Source organism: Halomonas sp. A11-A (assembly GCF_003182195.1).
GTDB classification, from domain to species: domain Bacteria; phylum Pseudomonadota; class Gammaproteobacteria; order Pseudomonadales; family Halomonadaceae; genus Halomonas; species Halomonas alkalicola.
Genome location: NZ_QGTM01000020.1, coordinates 26,971 through 48,844 on the forward strand (window position 1 = coordinate 26,971; position 21,874 = coordinate 48,844).

Sequence of the window (21,874 nt, forward strand, 5' to 3'; positions counted from 1 at the left end):
ACACCCCGGGGAGAGCGCGGTATGACGACAGCCATCCAGGGCATGACGCTGGGCAGCGAGGCCCAGCGGGCACTCGGCGACAACCTCGGCCGCACCCGCGCCGATGACCTCTACGCCCTCAAGCTGGAGGCGCCGGTGGAGGCGTCCCTGGCGGCGCTGTGCGGCCTCTGCGGGGTCCGTACCTGACGCCGCTCAGCCGCCGGCCAGCTTGACGGTATAGCCGCGCGCCTGCAGCTCCGTCTTGAGGCGCTCGCGATGGTCGCCCTGGATCTCGATCACTCCCTCCTTCACGGCGCCACCGGTGCCGCACACCTTCTTGAGCTGCTTGGCCAGGGCCTTGAGCTCCGCCTCGGGCAGCGGCACGCCGGCGATGGTGGTGACCCCCTTGCCCTTGCGGCCGCTGGTCTCGCGACGGACGCGTACGATGCCGTCGAGTTCGGCCAGGCGGGCCTGCTCGGCGAGTTCGGCGCAGCGGCACTCGGCCACCGGCTGGCGGCAGTCGGGACAGAGCTCGCCATGTTCGGTGGAGTAGACGAGGCCGCGCAGCTGGTCCTTAAGTGAGGGCATGACAAGGCTCCCTGGCGGGTGGGTGGCGGTGGCTGGACAGGTGCACGGCGATGATAGCGCCCGCAGGCGCTGCCTGCATGTGGGACGCGCGGTAGGGCCGGCTCAGCGGCTGGCGCTTCGGCGCGAGGCGGCGGCCTCCATGGTGAGCTTGGCCACCACGGTGGGCAGCTGGAACATGCTGGTGATCATGATGGCGCCCTCCGGGGTCTCTTCCACATCCGGGTAGCGGTTGAGATGAACCACGATCATGCCCGCCTCCAGGGCGGCGCGCACGCCTACCACCGAGTCCTCGATGGCCAGGCACTGCGCCGGGGCAACGCCCATCTGGCTGGCCGCGTGGCGGTAGAGGCCGGGGTCGGGCTTCCAGCAGTTGGCCTCGTAGGCACTGAACAGCCGTTCGCCGAACAGCTCGGCGAGACCGGTGGCCTGCAAGGAGGTACGGATCTTGTTGATCGGGCCGTTGGAGACCACGCCCATGGGGTAGGCGTGGAGGGCGGCCAGGGCCTCGGGGGCGCCATCGATGGGGGTGAGCTCGGTAGCCAGCCGCTGGTTGAGGTTGGCTCGCATGGTGGCCTCCAGGGGCTCCAGCGCCTCGGGGTCGACGCTGCCGTGGCGGCATTCCAGGGCGGCGACGATGCGGCGGAAGCGGGCCCCGCGGTATTGGCCGATGTAGTCGTTGGGCTGGAAGGGCAGGCCCACGGCGTTGAGGGCGGTGGCCATCTCGTCGGCGAGTAACGGTTCGCTGTCGACCAGGGTGCCGTCGCAATCGAAGAGCAGACAGAGGGGGCCGGCCATCACCTAACCTCGCGGAGCGTACAGGGCGTGATCACCCTTATATTAAAGCCCAGTTTCACGACTTTGTGAACAGTGTTTCCGTTGGCGGCCTCCGGGCCCTGCCGAAAGGTGTCGCCCGGCTGTGTCGGCGGGCCCCATGTGCCAGATTTCACCATGCCCGCCGCGTGTCGTGGCATCCATCCGGCACGCCGAGATTTTTTACAATCTATTGATATTGAATAATTTTTTAGAAAGTTGGCGGGGTGTTGGCCTGGCCGGCGGCAGCGTCGTTGGTGGGTACGTAAACGACAAGGGGCGGCCCCTGGGCCGCCCCTGCTGTCGCTTGCCTGGAGGGCAGGCGTCGGCGCCTTACTTGACCTTGGGCGCGAGCTCGCCGCTCTCGTAGCGCCCGACCATGGCCTCGAGGCTGATCGGCTTGATCTTCGAGGCGTGGCCGGCGGTGCCGAAGGCCTCGTAGCGACTGATGCAGACGTCGCGCATGGCGGAGACGGTCTCCTTGAGGAACTTGCGCGGGTCGAACTCGCTGGGGTGCTCGGCCAGGAAGCGACGCACCGCGCCGGTGGAGGCCAGGCGCAGGTCGGTGTCGATGTTGACCTTGCGCACGCCGTGCCGGATGCCCTCGACGATCTCCTCGACCGGCACGCCGTAGGTCTCGGGGATCTCGCCGCCGAAGCGGTTGATCACCTCGAGCCACTCCTGGGGCACCGAGGAGGAGCCGTGCATCACCAGGTGGGTGTCTGGGATGCGGGCGTGGATCTCCTTGATGCGCTGGATGGAGAGGGTGTCACCGGTGGGCGGCTTGGTGAACTTGTAGGCACCGTGGCTGGTGCCGATGGCGATGGCCAGGGCGTCCACGCCGGTGGCCTTGACGAAGTCGGCGGCCTCCTCCGGGTCGGTGAGCAGCTGCTCCATCTCCAGCTTGCCCTCGGCGCCGATGCCGTCTTCCTCGCCGGCCATGCCGGTTTCCAGGGAGCCCAGGCAGCCCAGCTCGCCCTCCACGGAGACGCCACAGGCGTGGGCCATCTCCACGGTGCGACGGGTGACGTCGACGTTGTAGTCATAGTCCATCGGGGTCTTGCCGTCCTCGCCCAGCGAGCCGTCCATCATCACCGAGGAGAAGCCGAGCTGGATGGAGCGCTGGCACACCGCGGGGCTGGTGCCGTGGTCCTGGTGCATGCACACCGGGATATGCGGGAACTCCTCCACCGCGGCCAGGATCAGGTGGCGCAGGAAGGGGGCGCCGGCGTACTTGCGGGCACCGGCGGAGGCCTGGACGATCACCGGCGAGTCGGTGCGGTCGGCCGCTTCCATGATGGCGCGCATCTGCTCGAGGTTGTTGACGTTGAAGGCCGGAACGCCGTAGCCGTACTCGGCGGCGTGGTCCAGCATCTGGCGCATGCTGATCAGTGCCATGGGGTCACCTTTTGCGTGGTCGCGGCGCCTGGCGGCGCCGCGAGTCGGTCGTGGGGGAGATGGGGTAATGAGTGCCTGGAGTCTATCAGGCCCGCTCGGCGGCTGCCTCGAGGGCGGCCACCGCCGGCAGGGTCTTGCCCTCCACGTACTCGAGGAAGGCGCCGCCGCCGGTGGAGATGTAGGAGACCCGCTCGGCGATGCCGTACTTGTCGATGGCGGCCAGGGTGTCGCCGCCGCCGGCGATGGAGAAGGCCGGGCTCTCGGCGATGGCCTTCGCGATCACCTCGGTGCCGCGGCCGAACTGATCAATCTCGAACACGCCCACCGGGCCGTTCCACAGGATGGTGCCGGCGTCCTTGAGCATGGCGGCCAGGCGTGCGGCGGTCTCGGGGCCGATGTCGAGGATCATCTCGTCATCCGCGACCTGGTCTACCGGCTTGACGGTGGCGGTGGCGGACTCGGAGAACTCGGTGGCCACCACCACGTCGGTGGGCAGCGGAATCTCGACCTTCGCCATCAGGGCCTTCGCCTGGTCGATCAGGTCGGCCTCGTGCAGCGACTTGCCGACGTTGTGGCCCGCCGCGGCGATGAAGGTGTTGGCGATGCCGCCGCCGACGATCAGCTGGTCGCACTTCTCGGAGAGGGCGTTGAGCACGTCGAGCTTGGTGGAAACCTTGGAGCCGCCGACGATGGCGATCATGGGGCGCGCTGGGGTGGCCAGCGCCTTCTCCAGGGCGTCGAGCTCGGCGGCCAGCAGCGGGCCCGCGCAGGCCAGCGGGGCGAAGCGCGCCACCCCGTGGGTGGAGGCCTGGGCGCGGTGGGCGGTGCCGAAGGCGTCCATCACGAAGATGTCGCACAGGGCGGCATACTGCTGGGCGAGGGTCTCGTCGTCCTTCTTCTCGCCGCTGTTGAAGCGCACGTTCTCGAGCAGCACCACCTCGCCGTCGGCCAGGTCCAGGGCGGCGCCTAGATAGTCGCTGATCAGGGTGACCGGGTGGCCCAGCAGCTCGCCTAGGTGCTCGGCCACCGGTGCCAGGGAGAACTCCTCGGCGGGCTCGCCCTCGGTGGGGCGGCCCAGGTGGCTCATCAGCATCACCTTGGCGCCGGCATCCCGGGCGGCCTGGATGGTGGGCAGGGCGGCGCGCAGGCGGGCATCGCTGGTCACCTTGCCGTGCTTGATGGGCACGTTGAGGTCCTCGCGGATCAGCACGCGCTTTCCGCTGAGGTCGAGGTCGGTCATCTTGCGCACGTTCATCGGGGCGTGGTCCTCATCTGGAAGCCGGAAGGGGTCAGGGGGTCTCGAGGGGCATCGCGGCCAGGCGCCGGCCGACGTCGAGCATGCGGTTGGCGAAGCCCCACTCGTTGTCGAACCAGCACAGCAGCTTGATCAGGCGGCCGCCGGCCACCCGGGTCTGGGTGGCGTCCACGATACCGGAGCGCGGATCGTGGTTGAAGTCGATCGAGGCCACCGGCTCCTCAGTGTAGCCGAGCAGCCCGGCCAGGCGCCCGCGGCTGGCCTCGGCGAGCAGGGCGTTGACCTCGGCGGCGCTGGTGTCGCGGTTCACCGTGATGGCGAGATCCATGGCGGAGACGTTGATGGTCGGCACTCGCACATGGAGGCACTCGAAGCGCCCGGCCAGGTGGGGCATCAGGCGGTTGATGCCCAGCGCCAGGCCGGTATCCACCGGCACGATGGAGTGCATCGCCGAGCGGGTCAGGCGCAGGTCGGTCTGGTGGTAGGCGTCGATCACCGGCTGGTCGTTCATCGCCGAATGGATGGTGGTGGTGACGCCATGGGCGATGCCCAGCGCCTCGTCCAGCACGGTGAGCACCGGCACCAGGCAGTTGGTGGTGCAGGAGGCCGCGGAGACGATGCGCTGCCCGGGGGCGAGCTCATGGTCGTTGATGCCGGTGACGATGGTGGCATCCACGTCGCTCTCCGCCGGCTGCGAGAAGAGCAGGCGGCCGGCGCCGGCGGCCAGGTGGCGTTCGGCAGTGGCGCGGTCCTTGAAGCTGCCAGAGCACTCCAGCACCAGGTCGATGCCGAGCTCCCGCCAGGGCAGGCGGCCGGGGTCGGGCTCGCTGAGCACCCGGATCGCGCGCCCATCGATGACCAGCCCCGCGTCACCCTGCGCCACTGCCGCGGGGAAGCGGCCGTGAGTGGTGTCGTAGCGGGTCAGGTAGGTGATGGTGGCGAGGTCGGAGAGCTCGTTGATGGCGACGATCTCCAGCGCCGGCTCGCTCCCCTGCTCGGCTCTCTGTTGCTCAATCAGAGCGCGCAGCACGCACTGGCCGATGCGGCCGTAACCGTTGATGGCGATGCGGTGGGCCATGGCGGTGGCAGGGGCTCCTGGTCGCGAGGGTGGCGAAGGAAATCAAGGCCGCGATTCTAGCGCACTTCAGCCGACGAGTCCCGGCAGGCGCCAGGCCAGCGGCAGCAGCAGGGCGGTGAGGATGCCGGTGAGGCTCATGCCCAGGGAGGCGAAGGCGCCGGCGGTGGGTCCGATCTCGAAGGCGCGCACCGTGCCCAGCGCATGGCCGTTGATGCCGAGCGCCAGGCCGAGGAGCCGCTCGTCGCGGATGCCCAGCCAGCGCGAGAGCAGCTCCACCCCGGCGATGGCCACCACGCCGGTGAGCAGCAGGCCGCCCATCATCAGCGCCACCGAGCCGCCGAGCTGTTCGGTGATCCCGATGGCGATAGGCGCGGTGACCGACTTCGGCGCCAGCGAGGCGAGCACCTCCGGCGAGGCCCCCAGCAGCCAGGCGATGGTCACCGCATAGAGCGCGGCCATGCCGGCGGCCACCGGCAGGCAGACCAGCAGCGGGAGCCAAAGGTCGCGAATATGGCCCATCTGCTGATAAAGAGGCAGCCCCAACGCCACGGTGGCCGGGCCCAGCAGCAGCATCAGCCAGCCGGCGCCTTCCCGGTAGTCGGCGTAGTCGATGCCGGCCAGCGCCAGCACGCCGGCCAGCAGCAGGGCGGCCACCAGGATCGGCGGGCACCAGCGTGGCGCGCCGATCAGGCGGAACAGCCGGTCGCCGGCGAAGTAGGCGGCCAGGGTCAGGGCGATGGCCAGCAGCGGGGTGGCCAGCAGGTGGTCGAGGAGCTCACTCATGGTCGAGGCCCTCCCTGCCCATCAGCCGGCGCATCAGCCACAGGGTGGTGAAGACGCTGAGCAGGGTGCCCCCCACCAGGGCGCCGAGGATCGCCGCCCACTGCCCGCCGAGGGTGTCGAGGATGAAGAAGACGCCGACGACGCCGGGCATGATCAGCATGGCCAGCACGCCGATCAGAGGTCGGGCGGCGGCGGCGATATCGGCATTGATCGTGCCGCGCAGCATCAGCCAGGCGGTGAGCAGCAGCATGCCGGCCACCCCGGCGGAGATCGGCAGACCGGCGAGGGTGACCAGCACATCGCCAAGCAGCAGAAAGCCCAGCAGCCAGAGAAAACCGCGCAGAACGGCCATCGATGATCCTCGAGTGTGGCAACGGCAGAGGCTGAGCATGTTAGCACGCTAGCAGTGTGTCGGCCGCTATCCGCCGTTGCGCCGGCGGCATGGGGCTGATCTCCGGGCGCAAGGCCTTCCAGAAGCCCATGGACGAGGGCGTGGCCCTGTTGCGCGCCATCCAGGACGTCTACCTGGATCCGACCGTCACCGTCGCCTGAGCGCCGCTTCGACCCCACGGGCATGAAAAAGGGCACGGCCTCTCGGCCGTGCCCTTAAGGTTGCGTACCTTGCGACGCTCAGCCCTCGAGCAGCTCGTTCGCCTGCTTGACCACGTTCTCGACGGTGAAGCCGAAGTGCTTGAAGAGATCGCCGGCCGGGGCGGATTCGCCGTAGGTGCTCATGCCGATGATGCGCCCCTCCAGGCCCACGTACTTGTGCCAGTAGTCGCGGTGGCCCGCCTCGATGGCGAGGCGCTTGGTCACCGCCCTGGGCAGCACGCTCTCGCGGTACTCGGCCTCCTGGCCGTTGAAGCGGTAGGTGGAGGGCATGGAGACCACGCGCACGGCACGGCCCTGGGCCGCAAGCTCCGCGGCGGCGTCCATGGCCAGGCCGACCTCAGAGCCGGTGGCGATCAGGATCAGCTCCGGGGTGCCCTCGCACTCCTTGAGGATGTAGCCGCCGCGCTGGATGTTGGCCAGTTGCTGCTTGGTGCGCGCCTGGTGGGGCAGGTTCTGGCGCGACAGCACCAGGGCGGTGGGGCCGGAGTTGCGCTTGAGGGCGGCATCCCAGGCCGCGGCGGTTTCGGCGGCGTCGCAGGGGCGCCAGGTCGAGAGGTTCGGCGTGGAGCGCAGGTTGGTCAACTGCTCGATGGGCTGGTGGGTCGGGCCGTCCTCGCCGAGGCCGATGGAGTCGTGAGTGAAGACGTAGATGGCGCGCTTGCCCATCAGTGCGGCCATGCGCACGGCGTTGCGCATGTACTCCATGAAGATCAGGAAGGTGGCGCCGTAGGGGATGAAGCCGCCGTGCAGCACGATGCCGTTCATGATGGCGCCCATGCCGAACTCGCGCACCCCGTAGTGCAGGTAGTTGCCGTCTGGGGTCTCCGGGGTGATCGCCTTCGCACCGTCCCAGAAGGTCAGGTTGGAGGGGGCCAGGTCGGCGCTGCCGCCGAGCAGCTCGGGCAGTTGCGGGCCGAGCTCATTGAGGCAGTTGAAGGAGGCCTTGCGGCTGGCGATGGTCTCGCCCTTCTGCTGGGCCTGCTCGATCAGCGCCTCGCTCTTGAGCTCGGCGGGCAGCTTGCACTGCATGCGGCGCAGGAACTCCCGGGCCAGCTCAGGATGCTCGGCGCGGTAGCGCTCGAAGCGCGCCTGCCACTCGCTCTGGGCGGCGCGGCCCGACTCGCGAGCGTCCCACCCCTGGTAGATCGACTCGGGGATATGGAAGGGGGCGTGGGGCCAGTTGAGCTGCTTGCGGGCCAGGGCCACTTCCTCCTCGCCCAGCGGGGCGCCGTGGCACTCCTCCTTGCCCTGCTTGTTGGGGGAGCCGAAGCCGATGATGGTCTTGCAGATGATCAGGCTCGGCCTGTCGTCGTGGCTCTTCGCCAGCTCGATGGCGGCCTTGATCTCCTCGGGCTTGTGGCCGTCGACGTTGGGCACCACGTGCCAGCCGTAGGCCTCGAAGCGCTTGGCGGTGTCGTCGGTGAACCAGCCCTCGACCTCGCCGTCGATGGAGATGCCGTTGTCGTCATAGAAGGCGATCAGCTTGCCGAGCTTCTGGGTGCCGGCCAGGGAGCAGGCCTCGTGGGAGATCCCCTCCATCAGGCAGCCGTCGCCGAGGAAGCACCAGGTGGTATGGTCGACGATGGTGTGGCCCGGGCGGTTGAACTGGGCGGCCAGGGTCTTCTCGGCGATGGCCATGCCCACGGCGTTGGCCAGGCCCTGGCCCAGGGGGCCGGTGGTGGTCTCGACGCCTGGCGCGTAGCCGAACTCCGGGTGGCCGGCGGTCTTGGCGTGGAGCTGGCGGAAGCTCTGCAGCTCCTCGAGGCTCAGTTCGTAGCCGGTCAGGTGCAGCAGCGAGTAGAGCAGCATGGAGCCGTGGCCGTTGGAGAGCACGAAGCGATCACGATCGGCCCACTTGGGGTCTTCCGGGTTGTGCTTGAGGTAGTCGTTCCACAGCACCTCGGCGATGTCGGCCATGCCCATGGGCGCGCCGGGGTGGCCGGACTTGGCCTTCTGGACGGCATCCATGGAGAGAGCGCGAATGGCGTTGGCCAGTTCGAATCGTGACGGCATTGGAGAGCTCCTCGCCTGCGGCAGAATAAGGGAAGTGGCCACCGCCGGCGGACAGCGGGGCATGCAGTCTGGCTGGGTGAGTCGCCGCGGGACACGTGCGGCGCGATGGAATTCGGTGCCATATTGTCGCCGACTTGACGCCCGGCATCAAATCGTGGATGCCCCGGCAGGCCCCAGCGTGTAGACTCTTGCCCCCTAAAGACTGCTTCACACTCGGTCGAGGACGCCATGAGCGAATACTCCCTGTTTACCTCCGAATCCGTCTCCGAGGGTCATCCCGACAAGATCGCGGACCAGATCTCCGACGCGGTGCTCGACGCCATCATCGCTCGTGACAAGCAGGCCCGGGTGGCCTGCGAGACGCTGGTCAAGACCGGCGTGGCCATCGTCGCCGGCGAGATCAGCACCTCGGCCTGGGTCGACCTCGAGGCGATCGTGCGCGAGGTGATCACTGGCATCGGCTACACCTCCTCGGGCGTGGGGTTCGACGGCGAGACCTGCGGCGTGCTCAACCTGATCGGCAAGCAGAGCCTGGAGATCGCCCAGGGGGTCGACCGCAGCAAGCCCGAGGACCAGGGCGCCGGCGACCAGGGGCTGATGTTCGGCTACGCCACCAACGAGACCGACTCCTTCATGCCGGCGCCGATCCACTATGCCCATCGCCTGGTGGAGCGCCAGGCCGAGCTGCGCAAGCACGGCCTGCTGCCCTGGCTGCGCCCCGACGCCAAGAGCCAGGTCACCTTCCGCTATGACGACCAGGGCAAGCCCTGCGCCGTGGACGCCGTGGTGCTCTCCACCCAGCACGATCCGGGCATCGACCAGGACGAGCTGCGCAAGATGGTCAAGCGCGAGATCATCGAGCAGGTGATCCCCGCCGAGTGGCTCTCCGAGCACACCCGCTACCACATCAACCCCACCGGCAAGTTCGTGATCGGCGGCCCCGTGGGCGACTGCGGCCTGACCGGGCGCAAGATCATCGTCGACACCTATGGCGGCATGGCGCGCCACGGCGGCGGTGCCTTCTCCGGCAAGGACCCCTCCAAGGTGGACCGCAGCGCCGCCTATGCCGGCCGCTACGTGGCCAAGAACATCGTCGCCGCGGGCCTGGCCGACAAGTGCGAGATCCAGGTCTCCTACGCCATCGGCGTGGCCGAGCCCACCTCCGTCTCGGTCAACACCTTCGGCACCGGCAAGGTGGATGACGAGCGGATCATCGCGCTGGTGCGCGAGCACTTCGACCTGCGCCCTTATGCCATCACCCGCATGCTCGACCTGCTGTATCCCATGTACCAGCTCACCGCGGCCTACGGCCACTTCGGGCGCGAGCCCTTCGAGACCTCCTACCGTTGGACCGACACCCAGGGCCAGGAGCACATCGAGACCTTCACCGCCTTCCCCTGGGAGAAGATCGACCGCGCCAGCGCCCTGCGCCAGGCCGCCGGCCTCTGAGTCAGGCGGCGCGCTTCGATCCTCTCTGACGCCCGGCCTGAGGGCCCCTACAAGCCCGACAGCTACCGTTATTGATCACACCGCCGCCAGGCGCATCATCAGCGTCAGGTAGGGCGGGATCAGCAGCGGCGCGGCCAGGGTAGTGATCAGCACGGCCAGTGCCCCCTTGGCCGGGGCGATGCCGAGCTCCATGGCCACCACCACCACATTGGCGGCCATGGGCACCACCCCCAGCAGCAGGATCGCCAGCGCGAGCTCCGGCGACAGTGGTACGAGTGCCTGCAGCCCCAGCACCGCGGCCAGCGCCAGCAGCGGCCAGGCCACGCAGCGTACCGCCACGCAGGCGCCGATAAAGCGCGGATCAATCTCGCGTATGGTCACGCGACCGAGGGTCATGCCGATGATCATCATGCCGAGCAGGGTGTAGGCGGCCGGGAAGACCGCCAGCCCCTCCATGGCCGCCGTCGGCACCGCAAGGCCCAGGCCGCTGACCAGCAGGGCCGCCAGGAAGGCGTAGACCAGCGGCAGCCGCAGGATCTTGGCGAGGCTCTCGCCTACCGAGAACTGGCCGCGGGCGGAGAGGTAGAAGCCCACGGTGAACTCGTAGAGGGTGATGCCCAGCACGCAGAAGAGGTAGAGGGTCACCCCCTCGGGGGGCAGCAGCACCATGGCCACCGGCAGGCCGAAGTAGCCGGTGTTGCCGGTGCCGGCCGAGAAGGCCAGCAGGGCGCTCTCCTGGGGGGCGAAGGCGCGGCGCGTCAGGCGGTGCACGACCACCGCCAGCAGGCTGGCGGTGGCGAAGGCGGCCAGGGTCAGCAGCAGGTAACCGGGCGTGGGGCCGCCCAGCACCAGGCCGCGGAAGAAGGTCAGCGGCGCCACCAGGTAGATGAGCAGGGTCGCGATGGGGCGCGGGTCCACGGCGAGCCGGCGGGCGGCCAGCCAGCCCAGCAGGATGTAGGCCAGCAGGGTCCAGAGCGGGCCCATCAGCGTGGTGGGGTCGAGGGCGGTCATCGGGTCTCCCTGTCGGTCGTCGGCTCCCTGTCAGAGCGCATCATGCCTGCCGGCGGCGGCGCTGTCAGCGCCCCAACATGAATGAAATTGATACAGGCACACCGGAACTTTCATTGGTCGCCGGCGCCGGCCCTCGTCAGAATGGTGGCCAACCACGACCGACGACACAGAGGTGCCACCATGAGCGCGCAGGAACATCCGCTGGGTATCAGCTTCGAGTTCTTTCCCCCCAACACCGAGGCGGGGCGCGAGAAGCTGGTTGGCGTGCGCGATGCCCTGGCCGCCCGCGGGCCGCGCTTCTTCTCGGTCACCTACGGCGCCGGTGGTTCCACCCAGGACCGTACCCTGACGACCGTCCGCCAGGTGCGCGAGAGCGGCATCTCCACCGCGCCGCACCTCTCCTGCATCGGCAGCGAGAAGCAGCAGCTGCGCGAGCTTTTGGCCCGCTACCGCGTGGAGGGCATCGACAGTCTGGTGGCCCTGCGCGGCGACCTGCCCTCGGGCATGGGGGGCATCGGCGAGCTGCGCTATGCCAACGAGCTGGTGGAGTTCATCCGCGAGGAGACCGGGGACCACTTCGAGATCGCCGTGGCCGCCTACCCGGAGTCTCACCCCCAGGCGCCGAGCTTCGAGCGGGACCTGGAGAACTTCGCCCGCAAGATGCAGGCCGGCGCGAACCTCGCCATCACCCAGTACTTCTTCAACGCCGACGCCTACTTCCACTTCGTCGAGCGGGCCCGCGCGCTGGGGGTCGAAGCCCCCATCGTGCCGGGCATCATGCCGATCACCAACTACGCCAAGCTGGCGCGCTTCTCCGACGCCTGCGGCGCCGAGATCCCGCGCTGGATCCGCAAGCAGCTCGAGGCCTACGGCGACGACAGCGCCTCCATCGCGGCCTTCGGCGAGGAGGTGATCTCGCGCCTCTGCCAGCGCCTGCTCGACGGCGGCGCCCCGGGCCTGCACTTCTACACGCTGAACCAGGCCGAGCCGAGCCTGAAGATCCTCGACAATATCGTCGGCTGAGCCTCGGCTCGTCGGCTGCCAACGCAACGGGGCCCCGCCATGGCGGGGCCCCGTTGCGTTTCCGGCAGGGTTGGCGGAAGGCCGCCCCGCAGGGCGGCAGCAGGGTCAGCCGCTTTCGGCCGCCTGCGGTGCGCCACTGCCGTGCAGCTTGCGCTGCATCATGAACAGCGCGGCGCCGATGGCGAGGCCGGCCACATCCGTGTAGATGCCGCCATAGATCATGAACATGGCGCCCACGAACATCACCAGGCGCTGCCACAGCTTCACCGGCCCGAAGAACCACGCCTGCACCACGCCCGCCAGCAGCACGATGCCCAGGGTGGCGGTGATGCCGACCCGCAGGATCTGCGGCCAGGTGCCTTCCATCAGCATCGCCGGGCTGTAGAAGAACATGAAGGGCACGATGAAGGCGGCCAGGCCGATCTTGAAGGAGGCCACCGAGGTGCCCATGGCGTTGTCGCCGGAGATGCCTGCCGCGGCGTAGGAGGCCAGCGCCACCGGCGGGGTGATCGCCGAGACCACCGCGAAGTAGAACACGAAGAAGTGCGCCACCAGCGGCTGGATGCCGATGTTGATCAGGCCCGGGGCGACCACCGAGGCGGCCACCGCATAGGCCGCCGTGGTCGGCATGCCCATGCCCAGCAGGATCGAGATCAGCATGGCGAAGATCAGCGCCAGCAGCTGGCTGACTCCCGCCAGGCCCAGCAGCAGCGAGGAGAAGCGTGCACCGACGCCGGTCAGCGAGATCACCCCGACGATGATGCCCGCACAGGCGCACACAGCGATGATCTGAATCGACATGGTGCCAGCCAGCCGTAGCGCCTTGAGGATCTCGCGGATGCCCATCTTGTTGGGGGAGATCCAGCTCACCACGGCGGCCGAGGCGGTGGCCAGGGTGCCTGCGCGGATCACCGAGTAGCCCATGAATAGCGCGGCGATCAGGATGATGATCGGTGTGAAGAGATAGATCTGCTTGACCAGCTTCGAGAAGAGCGGAATCTCATCCTTGCGCATGCCACGCATGCCCTTGCGGGCCGCCTCGAAGTCCACCATGCAGTAGACCGAGAGAAAGTAGAGGATGGCGGGGATCAGCGCCGCCACGGCGATCTCGGTGTAGGGGATGCCGGTGATCTCCGCCATGATGAAGGCCCCCGCGCCCATGATTGGCGGCATGATCTGCCCGCCAGTGGAGGCGGCCGCCTCGATGGCCCCGGCGCTGCGGCCCGGATAGCCCACCTTCTTCATCAGCGGAATGGTCAGCGAGCCGGTGGAGACCACGTTGCCGGCGCTGGTGCCGTTGATCATGCCCATCAGGCCGGAGGCGAAGATAGAGACCTTGGCGGGGCCGCCCCGGGCGCGGCCGGCGGCGGCGAAGGCGAAGTTGACGAAGTAGTCACCCACCTTCGAGGCCTGCAGGAAGGCAGCGAAGATGATGAATAGGATGATGTAGGTCGATGACACCGCGGTGGTTGGCCCGAGGATGCCGATGTCGGTGTAGAGCTGGCTGAAGAAGCGGTTGAATGAGAGCCCCGGGTAGCCCAAAAAGCCCGGCAGGTAGGGGCCGACCCACACATAGAGCAGAAAGAGGGCGGAGATCACCACCAGCGCCATGCCAGCCACGCGGCGGGTCAGCTCGAGGATCAGCAGTGAGCCGGCCAGGGCCGCATAGGAGATGCCGATGGGGGCGAAGGAGGTGCCGGTGGAGGCGCGCAGCGGCGTGTTGAAGATCAGGATCAGGTAGCCTGCACCGCTTATGGCGCAGAGCATCAGCACCAGGTCCGGGGGCGAGAGCTTCTCGCGCACCTGGCGATAGCCCCAGGAGAGCAGGATGGCGGCACTGGTGGCGAAGAGCAGCGGATAGCCGTAGTGCCAGGCCTCGATGGCCGGATCGATGCGCATAGCGCCGCCCGCGATCAGCTGATTCATGCGCCACACCTGGAACAGCGCATAGCCGGCGGGTAATAGCAGCGCGAAGCTCACCCAGCCCAGCCAGGCTGGCGACTGCCTGACGCTACCCTCGCCGGCGAAGCGGGTGCCGGTGTAGAGGGCGAAGCCGAGGATCAGCGCACCGGCGATGTGTACGATGCGAAACGACCAGGTCTCCATCGGGTAGAGGTTGAGGGAGACCAGGTGGAAGGTGGCGTAGAGGATGGCCAAAGCGCCGAACAGCAGCCACTGCCAGCCGACGTAGAGGCGCCGGTTGGACTCGACGATTTCCTCGTCGATGCCCTCGGCGATCGTCTCGGGGGCGTGATCGGCAGGATCCTCGGTGCCCTGGCGTGGGTCGGGGGTGTGGTTCATGGGACGTTTACCCTTGGATGGGGACGGCTTGGGGACGACAAGCCCCGCGCCGGCATTGCCGGGGCGGGGCGGGATGTGCCAGTGGGCGGGCTTAGTGGATCAGCGACTCGTCGATCTCGTAGCCGTTCTCCTGGTACCAGCGCGCCGCACCCGGATGGAAGGGCAGCACGGTGTTGTGCACGATGTTCTCCGGGATGGAGGTCTCGGCGGAGCGGTGCACGTTACGCATCTTGTCGTTGTTCTCCATGGTCACCTTGGTGACTTCGTAGATGAAGTCCTCCGGCAGGTCGCAGCGGGAGATGGCGAAGTTCCACATGGAGACGGCGCGGGCATCCTCCTCCAGGGTCTGGTAGGTGCTGGCGGGAATCCAGAACTCGGAGACCGGGAAGTTCTCCAGCACGATGGCCTGCTCCTCCTCGGTGAACTCAATGATGTTCACGTTGGTCTGCACCTCGAGCTGACTGACCGCCGGGATCGGGATGCCCGCGGCGAAGGCGATCACGTCGAGCAGGCCGTCCTGGAGCTGGCCGCCCAGGTCGGACCAGCCGCCGTTGCGGCGCTCGAAGTCGACGCCCAGGGTCTCGAGGATGGCCGGGAAGTAGGTGTCGGAGGTAGAGGCCGAGGGGCCGAAGCCGATGCGGGCGCCGTCCGGGATGTCGGAGATGCTGGTGATACCGGTGCTGGACAGCGCGGTGATGGAGAACGGGGTCTCGTACATCGGGAAGAGCGCGCAGACGTTGTCCATGGGCACGCCGGGGGCCAGCGGGCTCTCGCCCTTCACCGCGTCGGCGGCGGGGCCCAGGGTGGTCAGGCCGAAGGAGATGTCGCCGGTATGCACCAGTGCCAGGTTCTGGGTCGGGCCGCCGGTCACCTCGCCGCCGCCGGAGATGCCGAGCTCGTCAGCGATCAGGTTGGCCCAGCCGGAGCCGTAGACGTAGAAGGTACCGCCCTGGCTGGCGGTGCCCACGGTGAAGTTGGAGGGCCAGTCGCTGCGGTCGGCCTGGGCGGCCGTGGCGGCGACCAGCAGAGAGCCGGCGACGGTGCCGGCGAGAAGCTTGGTGGAGAGGTGACGCATGGCGTGACTCCGTTGCATGTTGTCGTTGGCAAGCCCGGCCCCGGGGTTCGGAGGGGTGCCTACAGTCTGGCAGCTCCTCCGGGGCCCGACGGCGCCGGGCGGGGTGTTCATTCAACGTTCTTCATGGCAAGCGACGGGCCACCGTCTGGAAAATATTTTTATTTCAATTGTTTGAGATCTCGGTCTTCGACCATGGTCGAAGTGTCGCGGAGGCACCCAGGCTGGAAAGCCGCACGCTAGGCAGGATGGTTGTGTGCGGAAATCCGCACAGCGGGTTCAGGTGGGGGCCAGGGCCTCCATCAGGCGCGTGGCCTGGTGCAGGTCGTTCATCAGCGTGGAGGCCAGCCAGGGGTCGAGGCGGTGCTGGCGCAGACGCTCGGCCAGGGCCTGCTGCCAGTGCTGGCGCACCTCCTCTATGGGCGAGGTGACATCCGCCGAGTCGGGGGCGGCGGCCAGGCGGTTGAGCCCCTGGGCCAGGGCCATGCGGATATCGTCATGGGCCTCGCGCAGGGGGCTGGCCGCAGCGGCATGGCGCATCAGGCTGCGCTGCAGCACCTCGCCGAAGCGCACCGCCTCCACCATACGTAGGGTGCGGGCATAGAGGCTCTCGAGCCTGGCCTGCTGCTCCTCGGTGAGCGGCATGTCGAGCCGCGCGTAGAAGTCGAGGATCTCCGCCATCAGCGGCTTGATCTGCTCATGGTAGCGGGCGTTGACCATCGGCCAGGCGGTGGTGTCGATCCGCGCCTTGACCACCTCCCGGGAGGGCGGATGGCCGATCACCTCGGCGCTGGGCATCAGGATCGCCGAGCAGAGCAGGTGGTAGGCGCGGCGATTGAGCCGCTGGCACTCCTGCTCCATGGCGGCCAGCGCCGTGTCGGCGTGCTCCAGGGCGTTGGTGTTCAGGTAGCGGGCCTGGGCGGGGGGGATCCGCGAGGGCTCGGGGAAGCATCGCTCCAGGCATGCGGCGAGCCGCGGGATCAGCGGCAGCATCAGCACGATGCCGAGCAGGTTGAAGAGGGTGTGGAAGAGCGCCAGCTTTAGCGGCCAGGCATCCGCGGCCAGGCCGATCAGCTCGCCGAGCTCGTCCACCAGCCAGGCCAGCGGCACCAGCAGTGCCAGGGCCACGGCGGCGGTGGCCAGGTTGAACACCACATGGGCCCCGGCCAGCCGTCGCACCGCGGCACCGGCGCCCAGCGCCCCCAGCACCGCGGTGACGGTGGTGCCGACGTTGGCGCCGATGGCAATGGCCAGGGCCGGCAGATAGGGCAGCTGCCCTCCCGCCAGGGCGGCCAGGGTGATCAGCAGGGTGGCGTGGCTCGACTGCATCACTACCGTGGCCACCACCCCGAACAGCACGAAGAGTGGCCAGTGCCAGGCGCTGTCGCCGGCCAGGCCGTCCAGGGAGAGGCCATCCTGCCACGCCTCGAAGCCCAGCTTCATGAAGTCGATGCCCAGAAACAGCAGGCCGATGCCCAGTAGCACCCCGGCCGCCGCGGCGCGGCCATCCTTGAGCACCCGGGAGCCGAGCAGCCCGAGGGCCAGGAAGGGCATGGCGAACTGAGCGAGGTCGACGCGCAGGCCGAAGCCGGCGATCAGCCAGGCCCCGGTGGTGGTGCCGAGGTTGGCCCCGAACAGCAGGGCGATGGCGCCGGGCAGGGCGACGAGGCCCGCACCGACGAAGGAGAGCGAGAGCAGGGTGACCAGGGAGCTGGACTGCACCAGCGCCGTGGCGGCGGCCCCCACCCCGATGGCGCGGAGCGGGTGACGGGTGGCGGTATGCAGCCAGCGGTCCAGAGTGCCGCCGGAGAGGCGCTTGACGGCGTCGCCCAAGTGGGTCATGCCCCACAGGAAGAGGCCCAGGCCGGCGGCCAGGGTGGCGAGATCCAACCGGGCCAGCAGCAGCGCCGCGGCCGCGGCCAGCCCCAGCAGCTCGAGATGATGGCGCCGCGATAGCAGCGCCTGTGCCACTCCCTGGCGGGTCAACTCAGTGGCCCTTGGGGTCGAGGATCTTCACCGGCTGGAAGTCCTGACGGCGCTGCTCCTCGCGGGCCTGGTTGACGCGGGTGGCCAGCTCCGGAGCGGCCTCGTCCTCGATGGGCAGCTGCTCGAAGAAGTCGCAGCTGACGCACTCCCGGTAGCGGATGCCGTGCTGCTCCCAGCTGCGGATGCGGTCCAGCTCGGCACAGCGCGGGCAGATCGCGCCGGCGATAAAGCGTTTCTGGGCGGCCATGAGGGCTCCTGTCGGGCCCCGGCGGCGGGCCGGGGCAGGGTGAACGAATCAGGCGGCACGGATGCCGCTGTGGCGCAGCAACGGCTCGATGCTGGGCTCGCGGCCGCGGAAGGCGCGGAACAGCTCCGCGGCATCCCGGGCGCCGCCCTGCTCGAGGATCTCGGTGCGAAAGCGCCGGCCGGTCTCTGGGTCGAAGATACCCGCTTCCTCGAAGGCGCTCCAGGCGTCGGCGGAGAGCACCTCGGCCCACTTGTAGCTGTAGTAGCCCGCCGCATAGCCGCCGGCGAAGATATGGCTGAAGCCGTTCTGGAAGCGGTTGAATTCGGCCCGCGGCACCACCGAGACCGCGTCGCGCACCGCGTCGAGCAGCGCCTGGATCTCCGCCGCCGAGGGCGCGGCCAGCTCGTGGTGCAGGCGCAGGTCGAAGATCGAGAACTCCAGCTGGCGCACCATGTTCATGGCGGACTGGAAGTTCTTGGCCGCCTGCAGCTTCGCCAGCAGCTCGGCGGGCAGCGGCTCGCCGCTCTCGACGTGGCCGGCGATCAGGTCGAGGCTCTCGCGCTCCCAGCAGTAGTTCTCCATGAATTGGCTGGGCAGCTCCACGGCATCCCAGGCCACCCCGTTGATGCCGGAGATGTCGGCGATGGTCTGCCGGGTCAGCATATGGTGCAGGCCGTGGCCGAACTCGTGGAACAGGGTGGTCACCTCGTCATGGGTGAGCAGCGCCGGCCTGTCGCCCACCGGGCGGGTGAAGTTGCAGGTGAGGTAGGCCACCGGCAGCTGCAGGGTCTCGCCCTCCAGGCGACGCACCCGGCACTCGTCCATCCAGGCGCCGCCGCGCTTGCCTTCGCGGGCGTAGAGGTCCAGATAGAAGCCGGCAATGGGCTCGCCCTGCTCGAGGATGCGGAAGAAGCGCACGTCGGGGTGGTAGCGCGGCGCCTGATCGTCCTCGGCGAAGGTGACGCCGAACAGGCGCTCCACCACCTGGAAGAGACCCTCCACTACCCGGGGGGCGGGGAAGTAGGGGCGCAGCTGCTCCTGGGAGACGGCGTGGCGCGCCTCGCGCAGCTTCTCGCTGGCGAAGCCCACGTCCCAGGGGGCGAGCTCGCCCATGCCCAGTTCGTCCCGGGCATAGGCCTCGAGCTCGGCGAACTCCTCCTTTGCCTGGGGCACGGCGCGGCGCGCCAGGTCCTCGAGGAACTCGAGCACCTGGGCCGGGGATTCGGCCATCTTGGTGGCCAACGAATAGTCGGCGTAGGTGGCGAAGCCCAGCAGCTCGGCGAGCTCCCGGCGCAGCGCCAGGATCTCCTCCATCACCGGGGCGTTGTCGTACTGGCCGGCCAGGGGCCCCTGGTCGGAGGCGCGGGTGACGAAGGCGGTATAGACCTCGCGGCGCAGCTCGCGATCCTCGGCGTAGGTCATCACCGGGAAGAAGCTCGGGAAGTCCAGGGTGATCCGGTAGCCGGCCTGGCCCTTGGCCTCGGCGTTGGCGCGCAGGGTGGCCAGCGTGCTCTCCGGCAGGCCGGCCAGGCGGGTCTCGTCGGCGAGGTCGAGGTGCCAGGCCTGGGTGGCGTCGAGCAGCTGGTTGGAGAAGGTGTTGCCGAGCTCGGAGAGGCGCGCCTTGATCTCGCCGTAGCGGCGCTTCTTCTCCGCCGGGAGGTCGACACCGGCGAGGCGGAAGTCGCGCAGGGTGTTCTCCACGGTGCGGCGCTGGGCGTCATCCAGCCCGGCCCAGGCGGGGCCCTCCTTCAGGGCCTGCCAGGCGCGGAACAGTCCCTCGTGCTGCCCGAGCCAGGTGCTGTACTCGGAGAGCTTGCCCAGGCAGGCCTGGTAGGCCTCGCGCAGCTCGGGGCTGTTCATGGTGCTGTTGAGGTGGGAGACCGGCGACCAGGCCCGGGAGAGGCGGTCGTTGAGGGACTCCAGCGGTACGGCCAGGCTCTCCCAGCTGGGGGGCTCGTCCCCGGCGCGGGCCACCAGCGCCTCGATGGCGGTGCGGTTCTCGGCCAGTAGCTCCTCGATGGCTGGCACCACGTGCTCGGGACGGATCTCATCGAAGGGGGGAAGCTCATGGGGGGCGAGCAGCGGGTTGCGGGACATGCGCACCTCGGGGGTCGGAAAAGTGTAATGACGCCTAGATGCGGGCACCGGGCCCGGGTTTCAATGCGGGTGTTTGGCCGGCAGGGGCGGGCCTGCTAGGCTTGCCGCCTTTCACGATGGCCCGGCAGGAGGGCAGACCATGAACGAGACCCTGGAGCGCTGGAGCACGCGGCGCGCCTTTATCCTAGCGGTGACCGGTGCCGCCGTGGGGCTGGGCAACATCTGGCGGTTTCCCTACATCACCGGCGAGAACGGCGGCGCCGCCTTCCTGCTGCTCTATATCGGCTTCGTGCTGCTGCTCGGCCTGCCGGCGATGATGGCAGAGATCATGGTCGGCCGCGCGGGCCGGCGCAGCCCGGTGCAGTCACTGGGCCATCTGGCCGCCCAGGCCGGGGCCAGCCGCCACTGGCGGCTGCTGGGGCTGTTCGGCGCCTTCACGGTGTTCTGCATCCTCTCCTTCTACTCGGTCGTCTCCGGCTGGTCCATCGAGTTTCTGGTCACCGCCATCAACGGAGGCTTCGTCGGCGCCGCCCCCGCCGAGATCGGCGCCGGCTTCGATGCCTTTCTGGCCGACCCCGCCAGGATGACCTTCAACCACACCCTGTTCCTGGCCATGACCATGCTGGTGGTGGCCGCCGGCGTGGCCAAGGGGCTGGAGCGCCTCAACAACCTGCTGATGCCGCTGCTCTACCTGCTGCTGCTGCTGCTGGCCGGCTATGCCGCCACCACCGAGGGCTTCGGCCCCGCCCTGGCCTGGCTCTTCATGCCGGATCTCTCGGCGGTGACCCCGCTGGTGGTGATGCACGCCATGGGGCATGCCTTCTTCACCCTGGCGGTGGGGGCCTGCGCGCTGATGGCCTATGGCGCCTACATGCCGGACCAGCAGAGCCTGCCGCGGGCCGCCGGCGCCGTGGCGGTGCTGGACGTCTCGGTGGCGCTGCTGGCCGGCATCGCCATCTTCTCGGTGGTCTTCGCCCAGGGCATGGACCCGGGCGAGGGGCCGGGGCTGATGTTCGTCACCCTGCCCATCGCCTTCGCCGAGCTGCCCTGGGGGGCGCTGTGGCTGAGCATCTTCTTCCTGCTGCTGCTGCTGGCCACCTGGACCTCGTCGATCAACCTGGCCGAGCCCATGGTGGTGACCCTCCAGGGCATCGGCCTCAAGCGCGGCCATGCGGCGGCCCTGGTGGGGCTCGCCGTCTGGCTGGTGGGCCTGCTCACGGTGCTCTCCTTCTCGACCCTGGCGGAGTGGCGCCCGCTGTTCGGCATGAACGCCTTCGAACTGGTCAGCACCATTCCGCCGGAGATCTTCCTGCCCCTCGGGGGCCTGTTGATCGCTATCTTCGCTGCCTGGGTGATGCCCGAGGCGGCGGCCCGCCGGGCGCTGGGCGTGGGGCCCGGGGGCTTTACCCTGTGGCGTGGCCTGGTGCGCTGGGTCTCCATTCCGCTGACGCTGGTAGTATTGATGGCCGGCCTGGCCTGAACCGACACGAGGATTTCACGATGCGCGAGACGACGGCGATCCGAGCCTGGAAGGGCACCACCCCCACCCTGGGCGAGCGGGTCTATGTGGACCCCGCCAGCCTGGTGCTGGGCGACGTGACCCTGGGCGACGACAGCTCGGTGTGGCCCATGGCGGTGGTGCGCGGCGACATGCACCGCATCCGCATCGGCGCGCGTACCAGCGTGCAGGACGGCAGCGTGCTGCACATCACCCACGCCAGCGACTTCAACCCCGGCGGGTTCCCGCTGACCATCGGCGACGATGTCACCATCGGCCACAAGGCGATCCTCCACGGGGCCACCCTGGGCAGCCGCATCCTGGTGGGCATGGGCGCCATCGTCATGGACGGCGCCGTGGTGGAGGATGAGGTGATCATCGCCGCCGGGGCCGTGGTGACCCCGGGCAAGCGCCTGGAGAGCGGCTACGTCTACGCCGGCAACCCGGCCAAGGCGCTGCGCCCGCTCAAGGAGAAGGAGCGTGCCTTCTTCCCCTATACCGCCGGCAACTATGTTCGGCTCAAGGACGAGTACCTGGCGGCGATGGGCGCTTAGCGGGCCTAACCCGGCCCGAGGGGCGGTTACGACGCCGAAATACCTTCCTAACCCATTGTTTCGCCATGCCGTGACGCGCGATAATCTGGTGATTTATCCAGTGCATATTTCTCCAGTACA

At 68.8% G+C, this 21,874-nt stretch carries 19 protein-coding genes and 1 pseudogene; 6 read left to right on the forward strand and 14 right to left on the reverse strand.

The window, feature by feature from the left end:
- The first annotated feature begins 21 nt into the window (after positions 1 to 21).
- Positions 22 to 186 carry a hypothetical protein gene (locus DER72_RS16200; RefSeq protein ID WP_181395666.1) on the forward strand — a complete coding sequence of 55 codons (165 nt, stop codon included), beginning with the start codon at positions 22 to 24 and terminating at the stop codon, positions 184 to 186.
- Between the two features lie 6 nt (positions 187 to 192).
- Here the strand turns inward: DER72_RS16200 and DER72_RS12180 are convergent, their stop codons facing one another.
- The 7 genes from DER72_RS12180 to DER72_RS12210 all read right to left on the reverse strand — a co-directional run bounded on the left by DER72_RS12180 (position 193) and on the right by DER72_RS12210 (position 6,243).
- Positions 193 to 567 (reverse strand): translation initiation factor Sui1, encoded by a 375-nt coding sequence (locus DER72_RS12180; protein WP_110070258.1) that lies wholly within the window; start codon positions 565 to 567, stop codon positions 193 to 195.
- A 102-nt stretch (positions 568 to 669) separates the two neighbouring features.
- Positions 670 to 1,362 carry an HAD family phosphatase gene (locus DER72_RS12185; protein WP_110070259.1) on the reverse strand — a complete coding sequence of 231 codons (693 nt, stop codon included), beginning with the start codon at positions 1,360 to 1,362 and terminating at the stop codon, positions 670 to 672.
- A gap of 348 nt (positions 1,363 to 1,710) precedes the next feature.
- A complete protein-coding gene (fba, locus tag DER72_RS12190) occupies positions 1,711 to 2,775 on the reverse strand; it encodes a class II fructose-bisphosphate aldolase (protein WP_110070260.1) in 1,065 nt (354 codons plus the stop codon).
- Positions 2,776 to 2,860: 85 nt separating this feature from the next.
- Positions 2,861 to 4,030 carry a phosphoglycerate kinase gene (locus DER72_RS12195; RefSeq protein ID WP_110070261.1) on the reverse strand — a complete coding sequence of 390 codons (1,170 nt, stop codon included), beginning with the start codon at positions 4,028 to 4,030 and terminating at the stop codon, positions 2,861 to 2,863.
- Between the two features lie 34 nt (positions 4,031 to 4,064).
- Entirely contained in the window at positions 4,065 to 5,108 is a 1,044-nt protein-coding gene (locus tag DER72_RS12200; RefSeq protein ID WP_110070262.1) for a type I glyceraldehyde-3-phosphate dehydrogenase, read from the reverse strand.
- A 66-nt stretch (positions 5,109 to 5,174) separates the two neighbouring features.
- Positions 5,175 to 5,891, reverse strand: a complete 717-nt coding sequence (locus DER72_RS12205) for an LrgB family protein (RefSeq protein WP_110070263.1) — start codon at positions 5,889 to 5,891, stop codon at positions 5,175 to 5,177.
- Positions 5,884 to 6,243 (reverse strand): CidA/LrgA family protein, encoded by a 360-nt coding sequence (locus DER72_RS12210; protein ID WP_110070264.1) that lies wholly within the window; start codon positions 6,241 to 6,243, stop codon positions 5,884 to 5,886. Before DER72_RS12210 ends, DER72_RS12205 begins: the two co-directional genes overlap by 8 nt.
- Positions 6,244 to 6,311: 68 nt before the next feature.
- Here DER72_RS12210 and DER72_RS12215 point away from each other — a divergent pair.
- Positions 6,312 to 6,443: pseudogene (locus DER72_RS12215) on the forward strand (fructose-bisphosphate aldolase); the annotation flags it as partial.
- Positions 6,444 to 6,521: 78 nt separating this feature from the next.
- Here DER72_RS12215 and tkt read toward each other — a convergent pair.
- Positions 6,522 to 8,516 (reverse strand): transketolase, encoded by a 1,995-nt coding sequence (tkt, locus tag DER72_RS12220; RefSeq protein ID WP_110070265.1) that lies wholly within the window; start codon positions 8,514 to 8,516, stop codon positions 6,522 to 6,524.
- A gap of 228 nt (positions 8,517 to 8,744) precedes the next feature.
- On the opposite strand from tkt, the gene metK reads away from it, so the two are divergent.
- On the forward strand, positions 8,745 to 9,965 hold the full coding sequence (metK, locus tag DER72_RS12225; RefSeq protein ID WP_110070266.1) for a methionine adenosyltransferase: 1,221 nt from the start codon (positions 8,745 to 8,747) through the stop codon (positions 9,963 to 9,965).
- Between the two features lie 75 nt (positions 9,966 to 10,040).
- Here metK and DER72_RS12230 read toward each other — a convergent pair whose 3' ends face one another.
- A complete protein-coding gene (locus tag DER72_RS12230) occupies positions 10,041 to 10,976 on the reverse strand; it encodes an AEC family transporter (protein ID WP_110070267.1) in 936 nt (311 codons plus the stop codon).
- Between the two features lie 180 nt (positions 10,977 to 11,156).
- Between DER72_RS12230 and metF the strand changes: the two genes are divergently transcribed.
- Positions 11,157 to 11,999, forward strand: a complete 843-nt coding sequence (gene metF / locus DER72_RS12235; RefSeq protein WP_110070268.1) for a methylenetetrahydrofolate reductase [NAD(P)H] — start codon at positions 11,157 to 11,159, stop codon at positions 11,997 to 11,999.
- Between the two features lie 105 nt (positions 12,000 to 12,104).
- Here the strand turns inward: metF and DER72_RS12240 are convergent, their stop codons facing one another.
- The 5 genes from DER72_RS12240 to prlC form a co-directional block, all read right to left on the reverse strand.
- Positions 12,105 to 14,300, reverse strand: a complete 2,196-nt coding sequence (locus DER72_RS12240; protein ID WP_110070269.1) for a TRAP transporter permease — start codon at positions 14,298 to 14,300, stop codon at positions 12,105 to 12,107.
- A 91-nt stretch (positions 14,301 to 14,391) separates the two neighbouring features.
- The gene (locus tag DER72_RS12245; RefSeq protein WP_110070270.1) at positions 14,392 to 15,375 is read right to left on the reverse strand and encodes a TAXI family TRAP transporter solute-binding subunit; all 984 of its coding nucleotides are present in this window, start codon (positions 15,373 to 15,375) and stop codon (positions 14,392 to 14,394) included.
- A 276-nt stretch (positions 15,376 to 15,651) separates the two neighbouring features.
- Positions 15,652 to 17,358 (reverse strand): Na/Pi cotransporter family protein, encoded by a 1,707-nt coding sequence (locus tag DER72_RS12250; protein WP_110070271.1) that lies wholly within the window; start codon positions 17,356 to 17,358, stop codon positions 15,652 to 15,654.
- A 1-nt stretch (position 17,359) separates the two neighbouring features.
- Positions 17,360 to 17,605: a YheV family putative zinc ribbon protein gene (locus DER72_RS12255; RefSeq protein WP_110070272.1), complete on the reverse strand. Its 246-nt coding sequence runs from the start codon at positions 17,603 to 17,605 to the stop codon at positions 17,360 to 17,362.
- 48 nt (positions 17,606 to 17,653) lie between these two features.
- On the reverse strand, positions 17,654 to 19,702 hold the full coding sequence (gene prlC / locus DER72_RS12260; RefSeq protein ID WP_110070273.1) for an oligopeptidase A: 2,049 nt from the start codon (positions 19,700 to 19,702) through the stop codon (positions 17,654 to 17,656).
- Between the two features lie 139 nt (positions 19,703 to 19,841).
- Here prlC and DER72_RS12265 point away from each other — a divergent pair, with 139 nt between their 5' ends.
- Positions 19,842 to 21,182 (forward strand): sodium-dependent transporter, encoded by a 1,341-nt coding sequence (locus DER72_RS12265; RefSeq protein WP_110070274.1) that lies wholly within the window; start codon positions 19,842 to 19,844, stop codon positions 21,180 to 21,182.
- Between the two features lie 20 nt (positions 21,183 to 21,202).
- Positions 21,203 to 21,754: a gamma carbonic anhydrase family protein gene (locus DER72_RS12270; protein WP_110070275.1), complete on the forward strand. Its 552-nt coding sequence runs from the start codon at positions 21,203 to 21,205 to the stop codon at positions 21,752 to 21,754.
- The last annotated feature ends 120 nt before the right edge of the window (positions 21,755 to 21,874 follow it).

Excerpts from the sequence above, each read along its gene's own strand:
- DER72_RS12205 (WP_110070263.1), bottom strand. The coding sequence starts at position 5,891 with ATGAGTGAGCTCCTCGACCACCTGCTGGCCACCCCGCTGCTGGCCATC.
- DER72_RS12245 (WP_110070270.1), bottom strand. The coding sequence starts at position 15,375 with ATGCGTCACCTCTCCACCAAGCTTCTCGCCGGCACCGTCGCCGGCTCT.
- DER72_RS12200 (WP_110070262.1), bottom strand. The coding sequence starts at position 5,108 with ATGGCCCACCGCATCGCCATCAACGGTTACGGCCGCATCGGCCAGTGC.
- DER72_RS12185 (WP_110070259.1), bottom strand. The coding sequence starts at position 1,362 with ATGGCCGGCCCCCTCTGTCTGCTCTTCGATTGCGACGGCACCCTGGTC.
- DER72_RS12195 (WP_110070261.1), bottom strand. The coding sequence starts at position 4,030 with ATGAACGTGCGCAAGATGACCGACCTCGACCTCAGCGGAAAGCGCGTG.
- DER72_RS12230 (WP_110070267.1), bottom strand. The coding sequence starts at position 10,976 with ATGACCGCCCTCGACCCCACCACGCTGATGGGCCCGCTCTGGACCCTG.
- tkt (WP_110070265.1), bottom strand. The coding sequence starts at position 8,516 with ATGCCGTCACGATTCGAACTGGCCAACGCCATTCGCGCTCTCTCCATG.
- metF (WP_110070268.1), top strand. The coding sequence starts at position 11,157 with ATGAGCGCGCAGGAACATCCGCTGGGTATCAGCTTCGAGTTCTTTCCC.
- DER72_RS12265 (WP_110070274.1), top strand. The coding sequence starts at position 19,842 with ATGAACGAGACCCTGGAGCGCTGGAGCACGCGGCGCGCCTTTATCCTA.
- DER72_RS12210 (WP_110070264.1), bottom strand. The coding sequence starts at position 6,243 with ATGGCCGTTCTGCGCGGTTTTCTCTGGCTGCTGGGCTTTCTGCTGCTT.
- DER72_RS12255 (WP_110070272.1), bottom strand. The coding sequence starts at position 17,605 with ATGGCCGCCCAGAAACGCTTTATCGCCGGCGCGATCTGCCCGCGCTGT.
- metK (WP_110070266.1), top strand. The coding sequence starts at position 8,745 with ATGAGCGAATACTCCCTGTTTACCTCCGAATCCGTCTCCGAGGGTCAT.
- DER72_RS12180 (WP_110070258.1), bottom strand. The coding sequence starts at position 567 with ATGCCCTCACTTAAGGACCAGCTGCGCGGCCTCGTCTACTCCACCGAA.
- DER72_RS16200 (WP_181395666.1), top strand. The coding sequence starts at position 22 with ATGACGACAGCCATCCAGGGCATGACGCTGGGCAGCGAGGCCCAGCGG.
- DER72_RS12240 (WP_110070269.1), bottom strand. The coding sequence starts at position 14,300 with ATGAACCACACCCCCGACCCACGCCAGGGCACCGAGGATCCTGCCGAT.
- fba (WP_110070260.1), bottom strand. The coding sequence starts at position 2,775 with ATGGCACTGATCAGCATGCGCCAGATGCTGGACCACGCCGCCGAGTAC.
- DER72_RS12270 (WP_110070275.1), top strand. The coding sequence starts at position 21,203 with ATGCGCGAGACGACGGCGATCCGAGCCTGGAAGGGCACCACCCCCACC.
- prlC (WP_110070273.1), bottom strand. The coding sequence starts at position 19,702 with ATGTCCCGCAACCCGCTGCTCGCCCCCCATGAGCTTCCCCCCTTCGAT.